Here is a 17,032-nt window from a genome sequence, read left to right on the forward strand (position 1 = left end):
GTCAATATAAAAGAGATACAGCATGGTGTCCTGTATGCATTTTATTTAGTATCGACTATAGTATGTCGCATAAAAAGCACTTGAGACGACTTTGTCATCCAAGTGCTTTTTTTATTATTAGCAACAGTCAATAGCTAAAAACTAGCCGCCCAGACTCATCTTGGGACCAAACGGTTCGTAATGGACACTATCGACACCGTGATCTAACGTCACTAGCCCATCGATCATACTTTCCATAAATGGCATCGAGCCACAGACATAAATATCAGCAGGCTCAGGCAAGGTAACAAGCCATGCCTCATCTAATAATTGTCCCGACTCAAAATAGAAGACATGCTTTTCTACAGTCTCAGCCTTTTTTAATAGCTTATTTACTTCGGTATTAAAAGCATGATGCGCTTCACTTTGGCAAGCATAAACCCAGATAATAGGACGTTTTGGATTGGCTAATACTTGTGCCTCTAACATAGATAGCACAGGGGTTATACCAACACCCGCACTCATCAATACCAGCGGAATCTCACTCTGCTGTACCAAATCTTGCTTGAGCGCAAAGTCGCCCGCTGGTGCCGATAATAGAACTGTGTCACCCACTTCTAATTGGTCGTGCATATAGTTAGAGACCAAACCATGATGCTCATTGCGATTGTCGCGTCTGACTGCAAACTGAATGCCTGTATCGGTACTAGCGGAATACAAAGAGTAATGACGTAGCGCAACATGGTCACTGTCTTTTGGGTCTGTTTTCACCGTGATGTACTGACCTGCGGTTAAAGTCAATTTGCTCAGGTCGATCTCTTGATGATTTTCTGCATTATCATTGACTGGCACAACTGTAAAAGCAGCAATATCCGTAGCGGCTGCTATCTTTTTAGTCACTGTAAAAGGCGCAAAACCCTGCCACATCGCCTCTTTATACATGCCATGTTCAATCTGAATAAATACTGAGGCAATCTCATCATAAGCTTCTGTCCAAGCATCGATGATATCGTCATTGGCAGCCTCGCCCAATACTTCCTTGATTGCACCGATTAAGTGCTTACCAACGATGGGATAATGCTCGGGCAAAATTTGTAAAGCACGATGCTTATGGCTGATTTGGGTGACTTGTGGCAATAATGTCGCCAATTTATCCAAGTGCTTAGCAGCGGCTAATACGGTCGTCGCCAGAGCCGTCTGTTGACGGCCCAATTTTTGATTGGTTTCGTTAAATATATCCAACAGCTCGGGATGCTCTTCAAACATGTTTTTATAAAATACCGTGGTGATTGCCGTTCCATGCTCTTCAAGGACGGGAACAGTTGCGGTGACGATTTCTAACGTTTTTGGTGAGGCCATGTTATTTCTCTTAATAAATGATGGTATTGATCAGTTTAAAAATGGAAGATAGAGATTTTAAAATAAAGGACTTAAATAAGTGGCGCCAACAAAGTTTAAAATTCTGTCGTCAAGCTTTGTTAAAGCCATCAACCTATCTATAACATTCATTTTAAATGAATCTTATCATATTTTACTGAGCATACCAATGCCGCATTGCTATAAAGCTGATTTTTAGCCAAAAAAGCAGCCGTTATGCTGTCATAACGGCTGCTATTATCCAAAAACATAGGAATCAATAGGTTTTACAAGTTGGTGAAAACGCCAAAATTACCGCGCTAAATAATTGGTCATCTCTTCTACGCCATGCAACGTCATCGGATACATCTTATGATCCACTAATTTTTTGATCTCAACGATGGTTTGGGTATATTGCCAGTAAGAAGGCGCTTCAGGATTCAGCCAAGCCACTTTATCAAAATGATCAAGTACCCGCTTCAACCAAACAATACCCGCCTCATTATTCATATACTCAACGCTACCGCCTACTGTCATCAGCTCATATGGCGACATTGAGGCATCACCGACGAAGATAACACGATACTCGCGACCGTATTTGTTGAGCAGCTCATACGTTGGCATCGGCGCACTGTGGCGACGGTTATTGTCCTTCCAGACATAGTCATACAGACAGTTATGAAAGTAAAAAAACTCTAAAGTTTTAAATTCATTTCTGGCCGCCGAAAACAGCTTTTCTAGAGCTTCGACATGAATATCCATACTGCCGCCAACATCAAACAGCATCAATACTTTGACGCGATTGCGACGCTCCGCTTGCATATGGATATCGAGCACGCCTTTTTTGGCGGTGCGTTTGATAGTCTCATGAATGTCTAGCTCATCCGCGCTACCAGTACGAGCAAACTGGCGCAAATTCCGTAACGCCATCTGAATCTGACGGGTGCCAAGCTGACTGTCGTCATCGAGATTACGATATTTACGCTGCTCCCAGACTTTAGCCGCGCTACGCTTACGCGACTCACCGCCAACGCGCACCCCTTCTGGATGGTCACCATAGGCACCAAATGGTGACGTACCGCCAGTGCCAACCCATTTACTGCCACCCTGATGACGCTCTTTTTGCTCCTTGAGACGCTCTTCTAAGGCTTTCATCAGCTCCTCTAACGAGCCGTATTTTTTCAGCAATCGGCGCTGCTCTTCGGTCAGATTTTTTGGATCGAGCTTTAAATCTAACCATTCTTTGGGCACGTCTGTGAGCTTAGACAATAGCTCATCCATATCCAGACTGTCGACACCCTCGAAATAATCTGCCATTGCCCGATCAAACTTATCAAAATGGCGCTCGTCTTTGACCATGCACAATCGAATCAACCGATACATGTCTTCGCGACTGGCAAAGGTAGTCAATGCTGGATCTTCAGGATGCGGGTGCATCATCAGCCCTTTATCTAGCGCAGCATTTAGATCAAGCAGCTCGCGCGTACTGACTGGCACACCGTAAGTACGTAAGGTATAGAACAATTTGATAAACATAAGAGTCGCATCGCTTATTGGCTGATATGGTGACGAATGAAGCCGTCTTATTAACTTCAATCATGACAAATGGTCTGTTGCTTAACGACGCATCATATTAGCAAAGCGTTGCAACAAGCTCACATCGGCTTCATTTTTGAGCAGCGCACCATATAACGGCGGAATAGATTTTTCACCGCGTAAGTTTTCTTCCAGCTCTGCTTGTGCCATATCATCAGCCAGTAGCAAAGTTAACCAATCGACAAGCTCAGACGTTGATGGCGGCTTTTTAAGCCCTTGAACATTACGCAGCTTATAAAAAATATCGAGCGCATCATTGACCAGTTTTTCTTGGATATTAGGGAAATGAACGTCGATGATTTGACGCATGGTTTCTTCTTCTGGGAAGTCAATATAATGGAAGAAGCAACGACGCAAGAAAGCATCAGGCAGCTCTTTTTCATTGTTCGAGGTGATGATAACCACTGGACGCTGTGCCGCGGTAATGGTCTCACCTGTCTCATAGACATAAAAAGACATTTTGTCCAGCTCATGTAGCAAGTCATTTGGGAACTCGATATCGGCTTTATCAATTTCATCAATCAATAGCACACTACGCTCGTTACTGGTAAAGGCCTCCCATAGCTTACCGGGCTTGATATAGTTGCCAATCTCATACACCTTATCATCACCCAACTGCGAATCACGTAAGCGCGAGACCGCATCATATTCATACAGACCTTGCTCCGCCTTGGTGGTTGATTTGATATGCCACGTAATCAGCGGCATACCCAAACTCTCAGCCACTTCTTCTGCCAATAACGTCTTACCAGTACCCGGCTCACCTTTAATCAGGAGAGGCTTTTGTAACGTCATCGCTGCGTTAACCGCCAGCTGCAAATCGTCAGTGGCTATATAGTTTTGCGTACCGGTAAAGCTTTTCTTCGTTTTATCAGTCGTGGTCATAATCAAGTCTCAGTTATTGTTATAGATTAAGGCTATCAAGAGCCTAAAAGCAATCGATGGCAAATAAATAATCATTTAGATTAGCACAGCATGATTGATTGCCAAAATACTCATGCGTTCGCAATTGCTAATAAACAATATATATAGGAAGCGCCTTTTAACTATTTATTCTCTCAATCATAAAACGTTTTTTCATAAAAAAAGACACGCATGGTGTCTTTTTTTATTCATAATATCTTTTATCTATTAACAGTGTCTCTTATTCATAGCGGCTTTGATTGTACTTACCATAAGCCTAAAGCAAAGACCCAATCACCTCTAGCAAAATTTTGATATCACTTTTCTGATATCACTTTACCGCTTATCAAGCTTTTCAACATCGGGTTGCTTAGCTAAGCTGCTGTCTTTTTTTAAGCTAATATCTGCTTTAGGATTAGCCGCTAAAGGCGTTTTATTAGACTGCTCAGCGACAGTAGGCGGATCCATCAAAGTCGCGTTTTCTGTCAAATAACTGCCCGTCGTCAGCTGCATGGTCGCTTGCGTATCTTCTGCGGTACGACTGCGCGCTTTGTCTAGACTTGACTCAAACGCACCGCGAATAAGCTGCCAAACAAAGCCAATAAACAAGCCTGATACCAAGACAACCAATATCGGTAACATGTTGGTAATCGCGCCAGCTGTGTCTTTCATCATAATCGCATAGACCACAGAGATACTGGCCGGTGCAATCACACTTGGGTCGCTAAGGGCAGTGCCAGGTGCCAACAACACGGCAAACAACATCATCCAACTCATACCACCCAACGGTCGCGGCAGCATACGAGCGACCAACAACCACAATACCAACACAATAACGACACCACCAAGATACGCATACATTGGTAAGTCTGCGGGTGGCACGTCTTTTACCAGCTGTCCCCACCAAATAGCAATCTCACCGAGAATATCGCTAATGGCTTCCAGCGGTAAGCTGTTTATAATACCTTTTAACCAGTCCATGCGTGTGTAATTACCTGCGTTTATAAATTGTGCGTCGCGTTGTTGCGCTTAATGATAGACAGTGTGCTATTTCAACGAACCATAATATCGAAAGAAGCCTTGGAGACAAAACTACTCACCTTGCCATTCATCACTCATTGATAGCCTGCTAGTTTATCATGACTTTCTACCAAAATGCATGAGCGCAAATGTGTCGTAAACTTTTTCTTAGTGGCTTTTATTCAACATATCAAAGAGATAGCTATCAAGAAAATTTTTCAAAAAAACGTATCAATCGTAAATGTTGTCTTGTGCCTCGCGCGCACGTAATTCCGCTTGGCGGCGCATAACGTCTTGCGGTGGCATTTGTACAAAATACCCTTGCGACTGTAATTTTGCGAGCACCTCTTCTTTATCAACACGTGCAAGCGTTGGCGTGGTTGCCAAATCCAGATGCATCACAAATTTACTGCGACCTAAGCTTGCGCGGAAGTCTTTTGGTAGCACACCCAGCCAGTCCTTAATCTCGTCAGTGTCATCAGGATAATCAGGGCGGGCAATATAGACATACATGCCGTCATGTTTAGAAAATTTATAAATATCACAATGCATAAAAACCACCTGTCAGAAACTATAGGCGTAGGTTAGCATAATTTAGCCAAATTTCAGTAGTTGCTTTACGTTTTGATATAAGCAACCGCTCTAAAACTCAGATGATAAAACAGCAATAAAGGTACTCGGTTTATCGCGGAAGTGCATAATTATCCTCACAAACAGGCACTTTTGCCGAAATTATCCATTTTAATGGCGTTGATGACTTGTAAAAGCGCCCTGAACCTTTCATAATAAAAGCGTTTTTCAGGAGAGAGTTTGTGAGCATAGTTATACTATAATATATAGTTATAACATAAAAAATATCGTATCAAACCGCATTGGTCATACGACGTATATAATTGCTACACGACCACCGAAGGCGCATCCACCCTGCCAATCGCTCAGGTAAAAGGACTGAAAAACGCATGTCACGACTGTTTCGCTGTCTACCGTCAATCGCGTAGCACATCCAAACATAGGGCATAACAAATCTGGAGAGCGGTAAGGACGGACGACGTCTTACCCACCGAAGGGGAGAAAATGCGACATCATTTGATTTGATTTGATTTTTTGAAGCTTATGCTTTAGAAACTAACAGTGATGGTTCGTGTTGAAAATCTCAGGTTACAGGACAGATAGGGCTTTTGCTTAAACTGACGTTCAGCGTCTGTTTGGCTGGCGGCTTTATCTTTTTTTTCTGTGCTACCCTTGGTTGCAATGCTTGCACCCTGCAACGTTGCTTCTCGCTACTATGATACTGCGCATCGCTCATTACTCTACCGAGTATGACTAATGTACACATAAGGATTTGTTATGACCGACTCTCAAAACATCAATACCTCAGCCCCTAAACGCACGCCCCTTTACCAGTCTCACGTTGATAGTGAAGGCAAGTTAGTGGATTTTTCTGGTTGGGAATTGCCGATTCATTATGGTTCACAAATCGAAGAGCACGAAGCGGTACGTACTGACGCCGGTATGTTTGATGTCTCACATATGGTTGTCGCAGATATTAAAGGCGCTGACACTAAGGCATGGCTACAAAAACTGCTCGCTAATGATGTCAATAAACTCAAGACTGCTGGCAAAGCGCTGTATTCTGGCATGCTAAACGAGCAAGGCAGCGTTATCGATGATTTGATCGTTTATCTTATGAATGCAGATGAAACCGAATATCGTATTGTCTCAAACGCCGCCACTCGCGATAAAGATATGGCGCAGTTCAATAAAGTCGCAGAAGGTTTTGACATCACCATCACTGAGCGTCCAGAGCTTGCTATGCTGGCAGTTCAAGGGCCACATGCGGTCGAAAAACTGGCACAAGCCAAACCAAGCTGGGCAGAAACGTTAGCTGAACTCAAACCTTTCGTCGGTGCTGACTTGACTGATATCGAAGGCGCTGATTGGTTCGTCGCTCGTACTGGCTACACTGGTGAAGATGGTGTCGAAGTGATCATGCATGGCGATGATGCACCAGCGTTCTTTGAGCTATTAAAAGCCAATGGTGTAAAACCAGCGGGTCTTGGCGCTCGTGATACCTTGCGTATGGAAGCGGGCATGAACCTCTATGGTCACGATATGGACGAAACCATTAGCCCTTACGAATGTAATATGGGCTGGACGCTCGCGCTAAAAGATGAGCGCGACTTCGTTGGTCGTGCAGCGTTGGTTAGCAAACGCCAGCAGTCAAAAGACGACAATACGGCCATGAAGCAAGTGGGTCTCCTATTGACGACGCGCGGTGTGTTGCGTGAAGGCATGACGGTCACCATCAATCAAGGCTCAGACAATGAGCAGACTGGCATTATTACCAGTGGTACATTCTCCCCTAGTCTAAAAAACTCGATTGCGATTGCCCGTGTTCCTGCCAGCGTATCAGAGGATGATAATGTCCAAGTTGATCTACGTGGCAAAGGCAAGTTCGTTGATGTACGCGTTCTCAAGTTACCGTTTGTCCGTAATGGCAAGCAGCAGTTTGACTCATAGGCATTATAAACTCTATTATTAGCTTTCACTTTTTTTGTTAACCATCCTCTATCACTTAGGAGAGAGACCATGAGTAATATCCCAGCAGAACTAAAATACATTGCCAGCCACGAATGGCTACGTCTAGAAGACGACGGTACAATCACTGTCGGTATCACAGACCATGCTCAAGACTTGCTTGGTGACGTGGTGTTTGTTGAACTTCCTGACGTGGGTGACATCATCGCCGTTGATGACGAAATCTCAGTCGTTGAGTCGGTAAAAGCCGCCTCTGACGTTTATGCCCCGATCTCAGGTGAAGTGGTTGAGATTAACGAAGCGCTAGAAGAAGATCCAGAAATTATCAACTCTGACCCATATGGCGAAGGTTGGTTCTTTAGAATGAAGCCTGACAACATCGCTGACTACGAAGCACTAATGACGGCTGATGAGTACGAAAACGATCTATAGTCCAAGCTTTATTTTGTAATCAATATTTAGCTTATATTCGATAGTCATATGACATGAAAACATGACAGATACTGGTGCTAACTGGTATCTGTACGCTTTATTTTAGACGCACTTATCATTTCAAAATATCCAGCAACTGTGCTAAATACGCATACTGCCATGAAAGATTGTTACTCAATGTTATTACCCCATACGCTCGTTAATGTATTTGCCTTATCTATTTGACTTGGTCTACAAAAAATCTGCCATCGGTAATAAGCAAATTAATCACTTAATCCCCAGCATGGATCTTAATATGACTTCCAACTCTGATAACAACGATAACATTGCCACACCCGAACACACACCGCAGTTGCAAGCGTTTCGTGAGGTGGTCGAGTCACGTCGTTCAGTCCGTCGTTTTACTGACACGCCGATACCTGACGATGTGTTAGCAGATTGTCTGCGTTTGGCCATGCTAGCGCCGAACTCAAGCAATCTACAGCCGTGGGAATTTTATGTGATTGACAATGCTGATAAGCGCAAACGTACCGTCAAAAACTGCATGAATCAAAACGCAGCAAAAACAGCAGCGCGCTTGATCGCAGTCGTCGCCCGTACTGACATTTGGCACGACCACGCTCAGCAGATCTTACGTGAGTATCCTGAGACGCCAGTACCAAAGAAAGTTAAAGACTATTATACCAAAGTCGTTGCCATGGACTTTTTACGTGGACCTGCGAACGTCGTATCAGCGGCTAAATGGAGCGCAACTCAAGTCGTCAGACGGGTAAAAGGGCCTATTAAATCGCCTTACTATACTTTTGAAGACACCAAAAACTGGGCGACCAACAATACCGCACTTGCTGCCGAAAATCTTATGCTAGCACTACGCGCGCACGGCTTTGATAGCTGTCCGATGGGTGGCTTCGATGAGCCTGCCATGAAGCGCTTGTTAGGCTTAAGCAATGATCAGCACATTATCATGATGATTGGTGCTGGCGAACGCGCCGACAATGGCATTTACAACAGCCAGTTCCGCTTTGATCAAAAGCAATTTGTACATTACGTTTAATGCATCGCCATATTACTCTATTTAAATAAACCCTTTTATTACTCCCTTAACCAAGGATTGTCATGACTATTTCTCAAAACCCGACGTTTGATACCTTTCAAGGTTTATTCAACGAAGCTGAATTTGTCTATCGTCATTTAGGCTCAAATGAGACCAAACAAGCTGATTTACTCAGCAAAATTGGTTATAAAGACATGGCGAGTTTTATCAATGATACGGTGCCTGAGCCCGTACGCTTGCACAAAGACTTAGATTTGCCATTGGCAATGAGTGAGCATGCAGCGTTGGCTAAATTGCGCGCCATGGCAGATAATATCACCGTTAATAAAAGCTACATCGGCCAAGGCTATTCGCCTGTGCGTATGCCTGCGGTCATTCAGCGTAATGTCCTTGAAAATCCAGGTTGGTATACGGCTTATACGCCGTATCAAGCTGAAATCGCCCAAGGTCGTCTAGAAGCTTTGCTTAACTTCCAGCAAGTTTGTATCGATTTAACGGGTCTAGAAATGGCTGGCGCATCGTTACTTGACGAAGCAACAGCCGCCGCTGAAGCCATGGCGATGTCTAAGCGGGTAAGCAAAAGTAAATCAACGCAGTTTTTCGTTGATGATCGTGTTTATCCACAAACGTTAGACGTTATCAATACTCGTGCTAAGTACTTTGGTTGGGAAATCGTCGTTGGTGATTTTGAAACCGCCAAATCTGGTGATTATTTTGGCGCTCTCTTCCAGTACGTCGGTGTTGAAGGCGATGTTAAAGATTTAACTGACGTTATCGCTGCAGTTAAGAAAAACAAAACTTATGTCAGCGTCGTCAGCGACATCATGAGCTTGGTGCTGTTAAAATCACCAGCGGATATGGGCGCAGATGTCGCGTTAGGTAGCACTCAGCGCTTTGGTATCCCAATGGGCTTTGGTGGTCCTCATGCCGCCTACTTTGCATTCTCTGATAAAGCCAAGCGCTCAGCACCTGGTCGTATCATTGGTGTCTCAAAAGATTCGCAAGGTAATACCGCCCTACGTATGGCATTACAAACCCGCGAGCAGCATATCCGCCGCGAAAAAGCCAACTCAAATATCTGTACGTCACAAGTATTGCTGGCTAACCTCGCTGGTATGTATGCCGTTTATCATGGTCCAGGTGGCGTAAAGCGTATTGCCACTCGTATCCATGCTTTTGCCACAGCGTTTGCTAATGTCATTACAGAAGCCAACGATAGCAGTCTAAGCGTAGTACATGATCAGTTCTTTGATACCGTCGTTGTCGATTGCGGTTCAGAAAAACTGGCGACGCAAATTTTTGCAAATGCCGATAATGTTGGTTATAACTTATGGCGTCTAGATGATAACAAACTGGGTGTCGCTTTTAGTGAAATCAGCGACCAGCATGACTTTACGGTGTTAACCCAGCTATTCGTCAGTAAATCACATGACTTGCCTGAGACTGCCAGCCTGTCACTTGATAGCGCACATTTGCGTACCGATGACATCTTAACCCATCCAGTATTTAACTCGCATCATACCGAGCATGAGATGCTGCGCTATTTAAAGTCGCTTGAAGACAAAGATTTGGCGATGAATCGCAGTATGATTTCATTGGGTAGCTGTACCATGAAATTGAACGCAACCAGTGAAATGATACCGATTACGTGGCCCGAGTTTGCCAATGTGCATCCTTTTGCACCGCGCGATCAAGTCACTGGCTACATTGCGATGATTGATAGTCTACAAGATCAACTTAAAGCCATCACTGGTTTTGATGATGTGTCGATGCAGCCAAACTCTGGCGCTTCAGGTGAATATGCTGGTCTGCTAGCGATTCGCCGCTATCATGAATCATTGGGCGAGACCAACCGTGATGTTTGTCTCATTCCAATGTCAGCGCATGGTACCAACCCTGCGACTGCCATGATGATGGGTATGAAAGTCGTCGTGGTTAAAACCGATGAAAACGGTAACGTCGACATCGAAGATTTGACCGCTAAATGTGAAGAGCATAGCGAGCACCTAGGTGCCTTGATGATCACCTACCCGTCGACGCATGGCGTGTTCGAAGAAGGCATCCGTCATATTTGTGATTTGATTCATAAGCATGGCGGCCAAGTCTATATGGATGGCGCGAATATGAATGCGCAGGTCGGCATGATGCAGCCTGCGGATGTTGGTGCAGATGTATTACACATGAACTTGCACAAAACCTTCTGTATCCCACACGGTGGTGGCGGTCCTGGCATGGGTCCTATCGGTATGAAGGCACATTTAGCACCATTTATGGCCAACCATACCTTAAGCCCTGTGCATAATGCGCAAAAAGACTGTTCAGCTGTATCGGCAGCGCCTTATGGCTCAGCCAGCATCTTGCCAATCTCGTGGATGTATATTGCCATGATGGGCCGTGATGGTTTGCTTAAAGCCACTGAACTGGCGCTGTTAAATGCCAACTACGTCGCCGCTCAGCTAAAAGATCACTACCCTGTTTTATACGCTGGTAAAAACGGCCGCGTCGCGCACGAATGTATCATCGATATTCGTCCATTAAAGGATGAAACTGGTATCAGCGAAAGCGATATTGCCAAGCGCTTAATGGATTATGGTTTCCACTCACCAACCATGAGCTTCCCAGTTTCAGGTACGTTGATGATTGAGCCAACTGAGTCTGAGTCAAAAGAAGAGTTAGATCGTTTTATCAGTGCGCTAAAATCTATCAAAGCCGAAGCGATGAAAGCCAAAGCAGGCGAAGACAATTGGACGCTAGAAGACAATCCACTAGTCAATGCACCGCACACCGCTTCTATGATCACCAGCAGCGAGTGGACGCATCCATACAGCCGTGATGTTGCCGCATTCCCATTGCCTTATGTACGCGCTCATAAATTCTGGCCAAGCGTTGCTCGTATCGATGATGCTTATGGTGATAAAAATCTGATGTGTTCGTGCCCAAGTATCGAAAACTATCTGTAATCGAAGTCTTCGATAAATCATAAGTAGCTTTTTATAGAAAAACAAACCTCCAAGTCAGTAGCTGATTTGGAGGTTTTTATTTTGCTTACTTTTTATCTATCAAATTAACAGGTAACATTATTAATGGATAAGTGATAAATAAAGGCTTATACCGATAACAAAATATTTATCTTAAATCTTTGAAGCCGTAAATTTTTGAAGCAATTACTTGGATCTTACTATGCAACAAAAAAACCGCGTTATTCTGATTCATGGTCTGCATCAAACCGCTTGGATCATGCGACCACTGGCAAAGCGCCTGCAAGCAGCAGGCTTCGATACCCATCAATATAGCTACCGCAGTATGCGTGATGGCATCAAAACCAATAGCGCAGGCCTTAATACTTGGCTAGAAAAGCATCATCAGCCTGATCAGCCGATAGATTTGGTCGGTCATAGTTTGGGTGGTTTGATTATTCGTGATTTCGTCACTCAGTATCCCAAGTGGCAGATTGGACGTTGCGTGACGCTTGGGACACCGCATGTAGGAAGTGTTTGTGCAGATTATATCTGGCGCTTAAGCCCCGCTGTAGTAGGACGCTCATATGTCGATGCTTTAGATGGAACAGTCCCACCATTACCAGCACATATTACCTTGGGCGTGATTGCAGGAAATCGTCCGTATGGATTGGGGCAGTTATTTTTGCAGTATCATAACCGTAAACTGCGTAAAGCAGACAATATGCCATCAGCAGAACATCTGCTACACGATGGCACAGTATATATAGAAGAAACCAAAATAGAGGCAGCCACTGATCATATTGTTTTACCAGTTTCGCATACTGGGATGCTGGTCGATAAAGGTGTCACCACACAAGTGATATATTTTTTACAACATGGACAGTTTGAGCATAAAAAACTTAAACATTGATACCCATACCCTGCTGCAATTCGGTTTTGTGCTTGTTAATTACAGGTATCAAAGTCTGTATCACCCACTCATTGCGCCAGCCTTTTAAGCCTTCTGGTAGCTCGCTTAGGTCTTTATCAAACGCAATCACTTCATACAGCTGCCCTAGCCATTTTTTGCGCATCAATACATTAGCAGGTACACCAATAGCTTCTGATTGCTCATCAATCGCTTGTTGCACGGCTTTTGACAGCACTTTATTTTTTGAGCGATACGGCGGCAATAGACAGTCTGGATATTCAGCAGGATGCAGGTTTTTTGCCTCTTTTATTACCTTAAGCAGCTCTTCGCCGTATAGGCGCAACATACTGCGATGCATCGTGGTTTTGTGCGCAAGCTCTCGCATATTGCTCGGTTTTTCAGTGATAATCTCACGTACGGCTTGTTTTTTAATCACAAAAGTACGCGGCTGATTGGTCGAACGCGCTAGCTCTTCTCGCCACGTCGCCACTCCTTTGAGTATCGCCATTTGCTGCGAGTTATAGCGATAATCAGCCATCGTTAGGTACATCGCTTCGTCTTCAACATGCTGAGCGTCGTACAAATCGCTGGCATAAAGCTGGCAATCCGCCCATACATATTCAAACAGTCCTTGCTTTTTTAGCTCGTATTCGAGGCTCAAGTAAAGCGCTGGCAAAAAGCGTACATCATCAATCGCATATTGCTCTTGCTCATCTGAGAGCGGACGCTGTAACCAATCTGATTGGCTTTGTTCTTTATCGATATGCATATCTAACTGATCATCAAGCGCCTGCTGATAGCCCATTTGCAACTGTCCCGTCAAATAAGACAACGCAATTTGCGTATCAAAAATATTGGTCAACGGTGGGCAACCAGACAATAGATAAAAAATCCCTAAATCTTCACCACAAGCATGCCAAATCGCCACGTCAACTTCACTGAGCGCTTGCCAAAAATCACCCAGTTGCAACTGTGGGGCATCTAGTAAATAGATGTGATTGCCTGTATTTAGCTGTACCAGTGCCAAGCGCGGGTAATAAGTATCGCGCTTGATAAACTCGGTATCTAATGCCACTCGTCCGCAAATCGCCAATGCATCGATAACTTCAGCCAAACCATCTTGCTCACGCACCCACGTGATGGCAACTTCATCCGCAATATCCAATAATGCATCGATATTTGGTTCAGGCGGCACAGCTGCTGACGCTATTTCAGTATTAACTGATTGCTTTGATGAATCGTCAATAGCAGCAGCGTTGTCTGCAAGGTTTGATTGGGTGGCAGCGCTTGAAGCGGTTGGAACATGGTTAGACACGGGCAGATACCTGCATAAATAGGGGGAAAGAAAACGCCAAACTGCGTTTTAATAAAAAAAAACGAGAAAAATAGTGGCAATTAAGCAATTATAACAAGTTCATAAAATAAAATGGGCAAGATTTGGGTTTTATAGAGAACTTATAAAATTGCTATAGGAATGAACGATTTTGCATCGCTTGTCCAAGGGTCATACTATCAAGGTATTCCAGCTCGCCACCCATCGGTACGCCTTGCGCCAAACGTGTGACTTTATTGACATGACGACTGACCGCTTCGCTGATAAAGTGTGCGGTGGTCTGCCCTTCGACAGTTGTACCAGTCGCTAATATTAACTCTTCAACAGGCTCTTGCTTAACCCGCCATACTAGCTGATCGATGTTTAAGTCGTCGGCACTAATCCCATCAATCGGTGATAAGTGACCACCTAAAACAAAGTAGCGTCCACGATAACCTGCCGTTTGCTCGATAGCCATCACATCTGCCGCCGTTTCGACCACGCATAATAGGCCATCATCACGCCTTGGATCTTGACACAGCGGACAAACGACCTCATCACTAAAGCTGTGACAACGCTGGCATTCGACGATATCACGCATCGCCTCATCAAGTGCTTGGGCGAGTGCCATGCCTTGTGGGCGCTTTTTGGTAAGCAAATGCAGCGCCATACGTTGGGCACTTTTTTGACCCACACCCGGCAAAATACGCAGCTGTTTGACCAGCTGATCAAATTTGGCTGTCAGCAAAGCATCTTCCTTTATTTAACTTAATTTAACTTAATTTATAAACCGTAGCTATAAAAATGGGGTCGTATCGTGTCGATAACAACCCCATTTTTGTCTTAAGTATGAAGTATTTAACGCTTAAAACATACCTTGCATACCTGGTGGCAGACCCATACCTGAGGTCGCGCCAGCCATGGTTTCTTCGTATAGCTCATCCGCTTGACGCACCGCATCATTGATAGCAGCAGCGATTAAGTCTTCGATCATATCTGGCTCATCTTCAAGCAAACTTGGATCAATGGTCAAACGCTTAACCACATGGCGACCCGTCATGGTGACTTTTACCAGACCACTACCCGCTTCTGCGTGAACTTCTTTATTGCCTAGCTCTTTTTTAGCATTTTCAACGTTTGCTTCGACTTTCTTTTGCATCGTTTGGGCTTGTTGCATCAATGCTTGAATATTCATAATTGCCTCTTTGTCTTTTATAGTAATGAGTAATATAGTAATGAGTAATTTTTATTAACGTAAATCATAACGTAAATTTTATGCGTTAACGGTGATTATACCGTTATCTTTACAAACTGTCTAAACCACGCGCCAAATCTTTAATGATATCTTCTACATCTTCCAAACCGACAGACAGACGAATAAGACCATCTTTGACGCCTGCTTCTGCCCTCGCCTCAGCGGTCAAGCGAAAGTGGGTAGTCGTCGCTGGATGGGTAATCGTGGTTTTGGCATCGCCCAAATTATTAGTAATAGAAACCATTTGCGTTGAGTCTATCACATGCCATGCAGCGGCTTTTGAATCAAGGCTAGCAGATGGCTTGACTTCAAAACCCATGATAGCACCATAACCACCTTTCATATGATGTTGATGCGTCGCCAGTTCATGAGCCGGATGATCGCTCAACCCTGAGAAATGCACGGTACTGACATTGGGGTGATTGACCAAGAAATCCGCCACTTGATTGGCATTTTGACAATGCGCTTGCATACGCAATTTCAGTGTCTCAAGCCCTTTGGTAAACACCCACGCATTAAACGGACTCATGCTAATACCGCCTGAGCGTACCACGGTAAACGCTTCTTGCATGAGCGCATCGCTACCAACCAAGGCACCGCCTAATACTCGACCCTGACCATCCAAATACTTGGTTGCAGAATGAATCACCACATCAGCACCCAAGTCGAGTGGACGCTGCAAGGCTGGCGTGGCAAAGCAATTATCTACCACCAATAAGATGTCATTGGCTTTGCACAGCTTACTTAAATACTCAATATCACAAATCTGCGCCAATGGATTGCTAGGGCTTTCGCAATAAATAACCTTGGTATTCGGCTGAACCGCTTTTGCCCAAGCGTCATTGTCGAAGCAATCAACGTAGCTGACCTCAACATCAAACTTGGCCATATAATTATTGAATAGACCGATGGATGAACCAAACAGCTGATTGGCAGCCAGCAGATGATCGCCTGCTTTTAGATACGCCAAGCACATGGTCAAAATCGCACCCATACCCGAAGCTGTCGCAACAGCGCGCTCACCATTTTCAAGCGCTGCCAAACGACGCTCAAAGGTACGCACGCTCGGATTGGTATGCCGCGAGTAGACGTTGCCCGTCTTATCTCCGTTAAAATGAGCGGCGGCATCTGCCGCTGAGGTATAAACATACGAGCTGGTAGTAAAGATAGCCTCTGAGTGCTCACCTTCATCCGTGCGATGTTGCCCTGCTCGTACAGCGATGGTCTGCATGCCATAATCAAGCCCTAAATCTAGGGCGTCGTTACGCCAGTTTGGATCTAACTTACTCACCTTGCTCTCATTCTGCGTTTGCGACTGACTCATAAATCTTCCGTTACTTTTGTTAATAGTAAAATGTGTTGGTAATAGAATGGCTGCTTGTTTTTAATTATGGATACCATTTGTCAGCGTTATCATAGCATGTCAACTTATTCCAAACATCTGGTTTCAGAGCCCTACTAAACATTATTTTTGAATACGTCTTGATATAACCACCAAGTCTATAATCAGAATAAAACGCGAGATTAGTCAAGCGCATAAACTAAAAAAATAACGTATTTATAATAGGCAGATAGGACGACAGCTGCTAAGCTTAGCGACCATTTAGGCTTTGTCCTACGCTTTGTCTCGAGTGTTATTTTTATAAGCATTATAATCATCGCTATTGTTTGAAAATAAACGAAAATACTCAGCAAAATTTCAATAAATCAAGGCTTA

14 protein-coding genes and 2 riboswitches are annotated in these 17,032 nt (G+C 44.3%); of the genes, 5 read left to right on the top strand and 9 right to left on the bottom strand.

The genetic code is table 11. From position 1 onward, the window contains the following. Window positions 1–141: 141 nt before the first annotated feature. The 5 genes from AAEY72_RS07955 to AAEY72_RS07975 form a co-directional block, all read right to left on the bottom strand. The gene (locus tag AAEY72_RS07955; RefSeq protein WP_352310142.1) at window positions 142–1,338 is read right to left on the bottom strand and encodes a globin domain-containing protein; all 1,197 of its coding nucleotides are present in this window, start codon (window positions 1,336–1,338) and stop codon (window positions 142–144) included. Window positions 1,339–1,647: 309 nt separating this feature from the next. Next, on the bottom strand, window positions 1,648–2,871 hold the full coding sequence (locus tag AAEY72_RS07960) for a vWA domain-containing protein (RefSeq protein ID WP_352310143.1): 1,224 nt from the start codon (window positions 2,869–2,871) through the stop codon (window positions 1,648–1,650). Window positions 2,872–2,952: 81 nt separating this feature from the next. Next, window positions 2,953–3,816, bottom strand: a complete 864-nt coding sequence (locus AAEY72_RS07965) for an AAA family ATPase (RefSeq protein WP_352310144.1) — start codon at window positions 3,814–3,816, stop codon at window positions 2,953–2,955. Between the two features lie 354 nt (window positions 3,817–4,170). After that, a complete protein-coding gene (locus AAEY72_RS07970; protein WP_201593495.1) occupies window positions 4,171–4,815 on the bottom strand; it encodes a hypothetical protein in 645 nt (214 codons plus the stop codon). A gap of 270 nt (window positions 4,816–5,085) precedes the next feature. Then, window positions 5,086–5,406 carry a YcgL domain-containing protein gene (locus AAEY72_RS07975; RefSeq protein ID WP_010199666.1) on the bottom strand — a complete coding sequence of 107 codons (321 nt, stop codon included), beginning with the start codon at window positions 5,404–5,406 and terminating at the stop codon, window positions 5,086–5,088. A gap of 237 nt (window positions 5,407–5,643) precedes the next feature. Then, a riboswitch (glycine riboswitch) is annotated at window positions 5,644–5,815 on the top strand. Window positions 5,816–5,869: 54 nt separating this feature from the next. Beyond that, a riboswitch (glycine riboswitch) is annotated at window positions 5,870–6,033 on the top strand. Window positions 6,034–6,201: 168 nt separating this feature from the next. On the opposite strand from AAEY72_RS07975, the gene gcvT reads away from it, so the two are divergent. From gcvT to AAEY72_RS08000, 5 genes are all read left to right on the top strand, one after another. Next, window positions 6,202–7,374, top strand: a complete 1,173-nt coding sequence (gene gcvT / locus AAEY72_RS07980; protein ID WP_352310145.1) for a glycine cleavage system aminomethyltransferase GcvT — start codon at window positions 6,202–6,204, stop codon at window positions 7,372–7,374. 69 nt (window positions 7,375–7,443) lie between these two features. Beyond that, complete coding sequence (gene gcvH, locus AAEY72_RS07985; RefSeq protein ID WP_010199661.1) at window positions 7,444–7,824, top strand: glycine cleavage system protein GcvH; 381 nt, start codon at window positions 7,444–7,446, stop codon at window positions 7,822–7,824. Between the two features lie 295 nt (window positions 7,825–8,119). Then, window positions 8,120–8,878, top strand: a complete 759-nt coding sequence (locus tag AAEY72_RS07990) for a nitroreductase family protein (protein WP_189584601.1) — start codon at window positions 8,120–8,122, stop codon at window positions 8,876–8,878. A gap of 62 nt (window positions 8,879–8,940) precedes the next feature. Then, window positions 8,941–11,838, top strand: coding sequence for an aminomethyl-transferring glycine dehydrogenase (gene gcvP, locus AAEY72_RS07995; RefSeq protein ID WP_352310146.1), 2,898 nt, complete (start codon window positions 8,941–8,943; stop codon window positions 11,836–11,838). Window positions 11,839–12,058: 220 nt separating this feature from the next. Then, complete coding sequence (locus AAEY72_RS08000) at window positions 12,059–12,748, top strand: esterase/lipase family protein (protein WP_352310147.1); 690 nt, start codon at window positions 12,059–12,061, stop codon at window positions 12,746–12,748. Here the strand turns inward: AAEY72_RS08000 and AAEY72_RS08005 are convergent. The 4 genes from AAEY72_RS08005 to AAEY72_RS08020 all read right to left on the bottom strand — a co-directional run bounded on the left by AAEY72_RS08005 (window position 12,738) and on the right by AAEY72_RS08020 (window position 16,639). Beyond that, window positions 12,738–14,063 carry a ribonuclease D gene (locus AAEY72_RS08005; protein ID WP_352310148.1) on the bottom strand — a complete coding sequence of 442 codons (1,326 nt, stop codon included), beginning with the start codon at window positions 14,061–14,063 and terminating at the stop codon, window positions 12,738–12,740. The genes AAEY72_RS08000 and AAEY72_RS08005 overlap by 11 nt on opposite strands. 151 nt (window positions 14,064–14,214) lie before the next feature. After that, window positions 14,215–14,808 carry a recombination mediator RecR gene (gene recR / locus AAEY72_RS08010; protein WP_010199654.1) on the bottom strand — a complete coding sequence of 198 codons (594 nt, stop codon included), beginning with the start codon at window positions 14,806–14,808 and terminating at the stop codon, window positions 14,215–14,217. A gap of 117 nt (window positions 14,809–14,925) precedes the next feature. Then, complete coding sequence (locus AAEY72_RS08015) at window positions 14,926–15,255, bottom strand: YbaB/EbfC family nucleoid-associated protein (protein WP_189584573.1); 330 nt, start codon at window positions 15,253–15,255, stop codon at window positions 14,926–14,928. A 109-nt stretch (window positions 15,256–15,364) separates the two neighbouring features. Beyond that, complete coding sequence (locus tag AAEY72_RS08020; protein ID WP_352310149.1) at window positions 15,365–16,639, bottom strand: O-succinylhomoserine sulfhydrylase; 1,275 nt, start codon at window positions 16,637–16,639, stop codon at window positions 15,365–15,367. Window positions 16,640–17,032: the final 393 nt, after the last annotated feature.

Source organism: Psychrobacter sp. W2-37-MNA-CIBAN-0211, from assembly GCF_040309405.1.
In the GTDB taxonomy this organism is placed as follows: domain Bacteria; phylum Pseudomonadota; class Gammaproteobacteria; order Pseudomonadales; family Moraxellaceae; genus Psychrobacter; species Psychrobacter glaciei.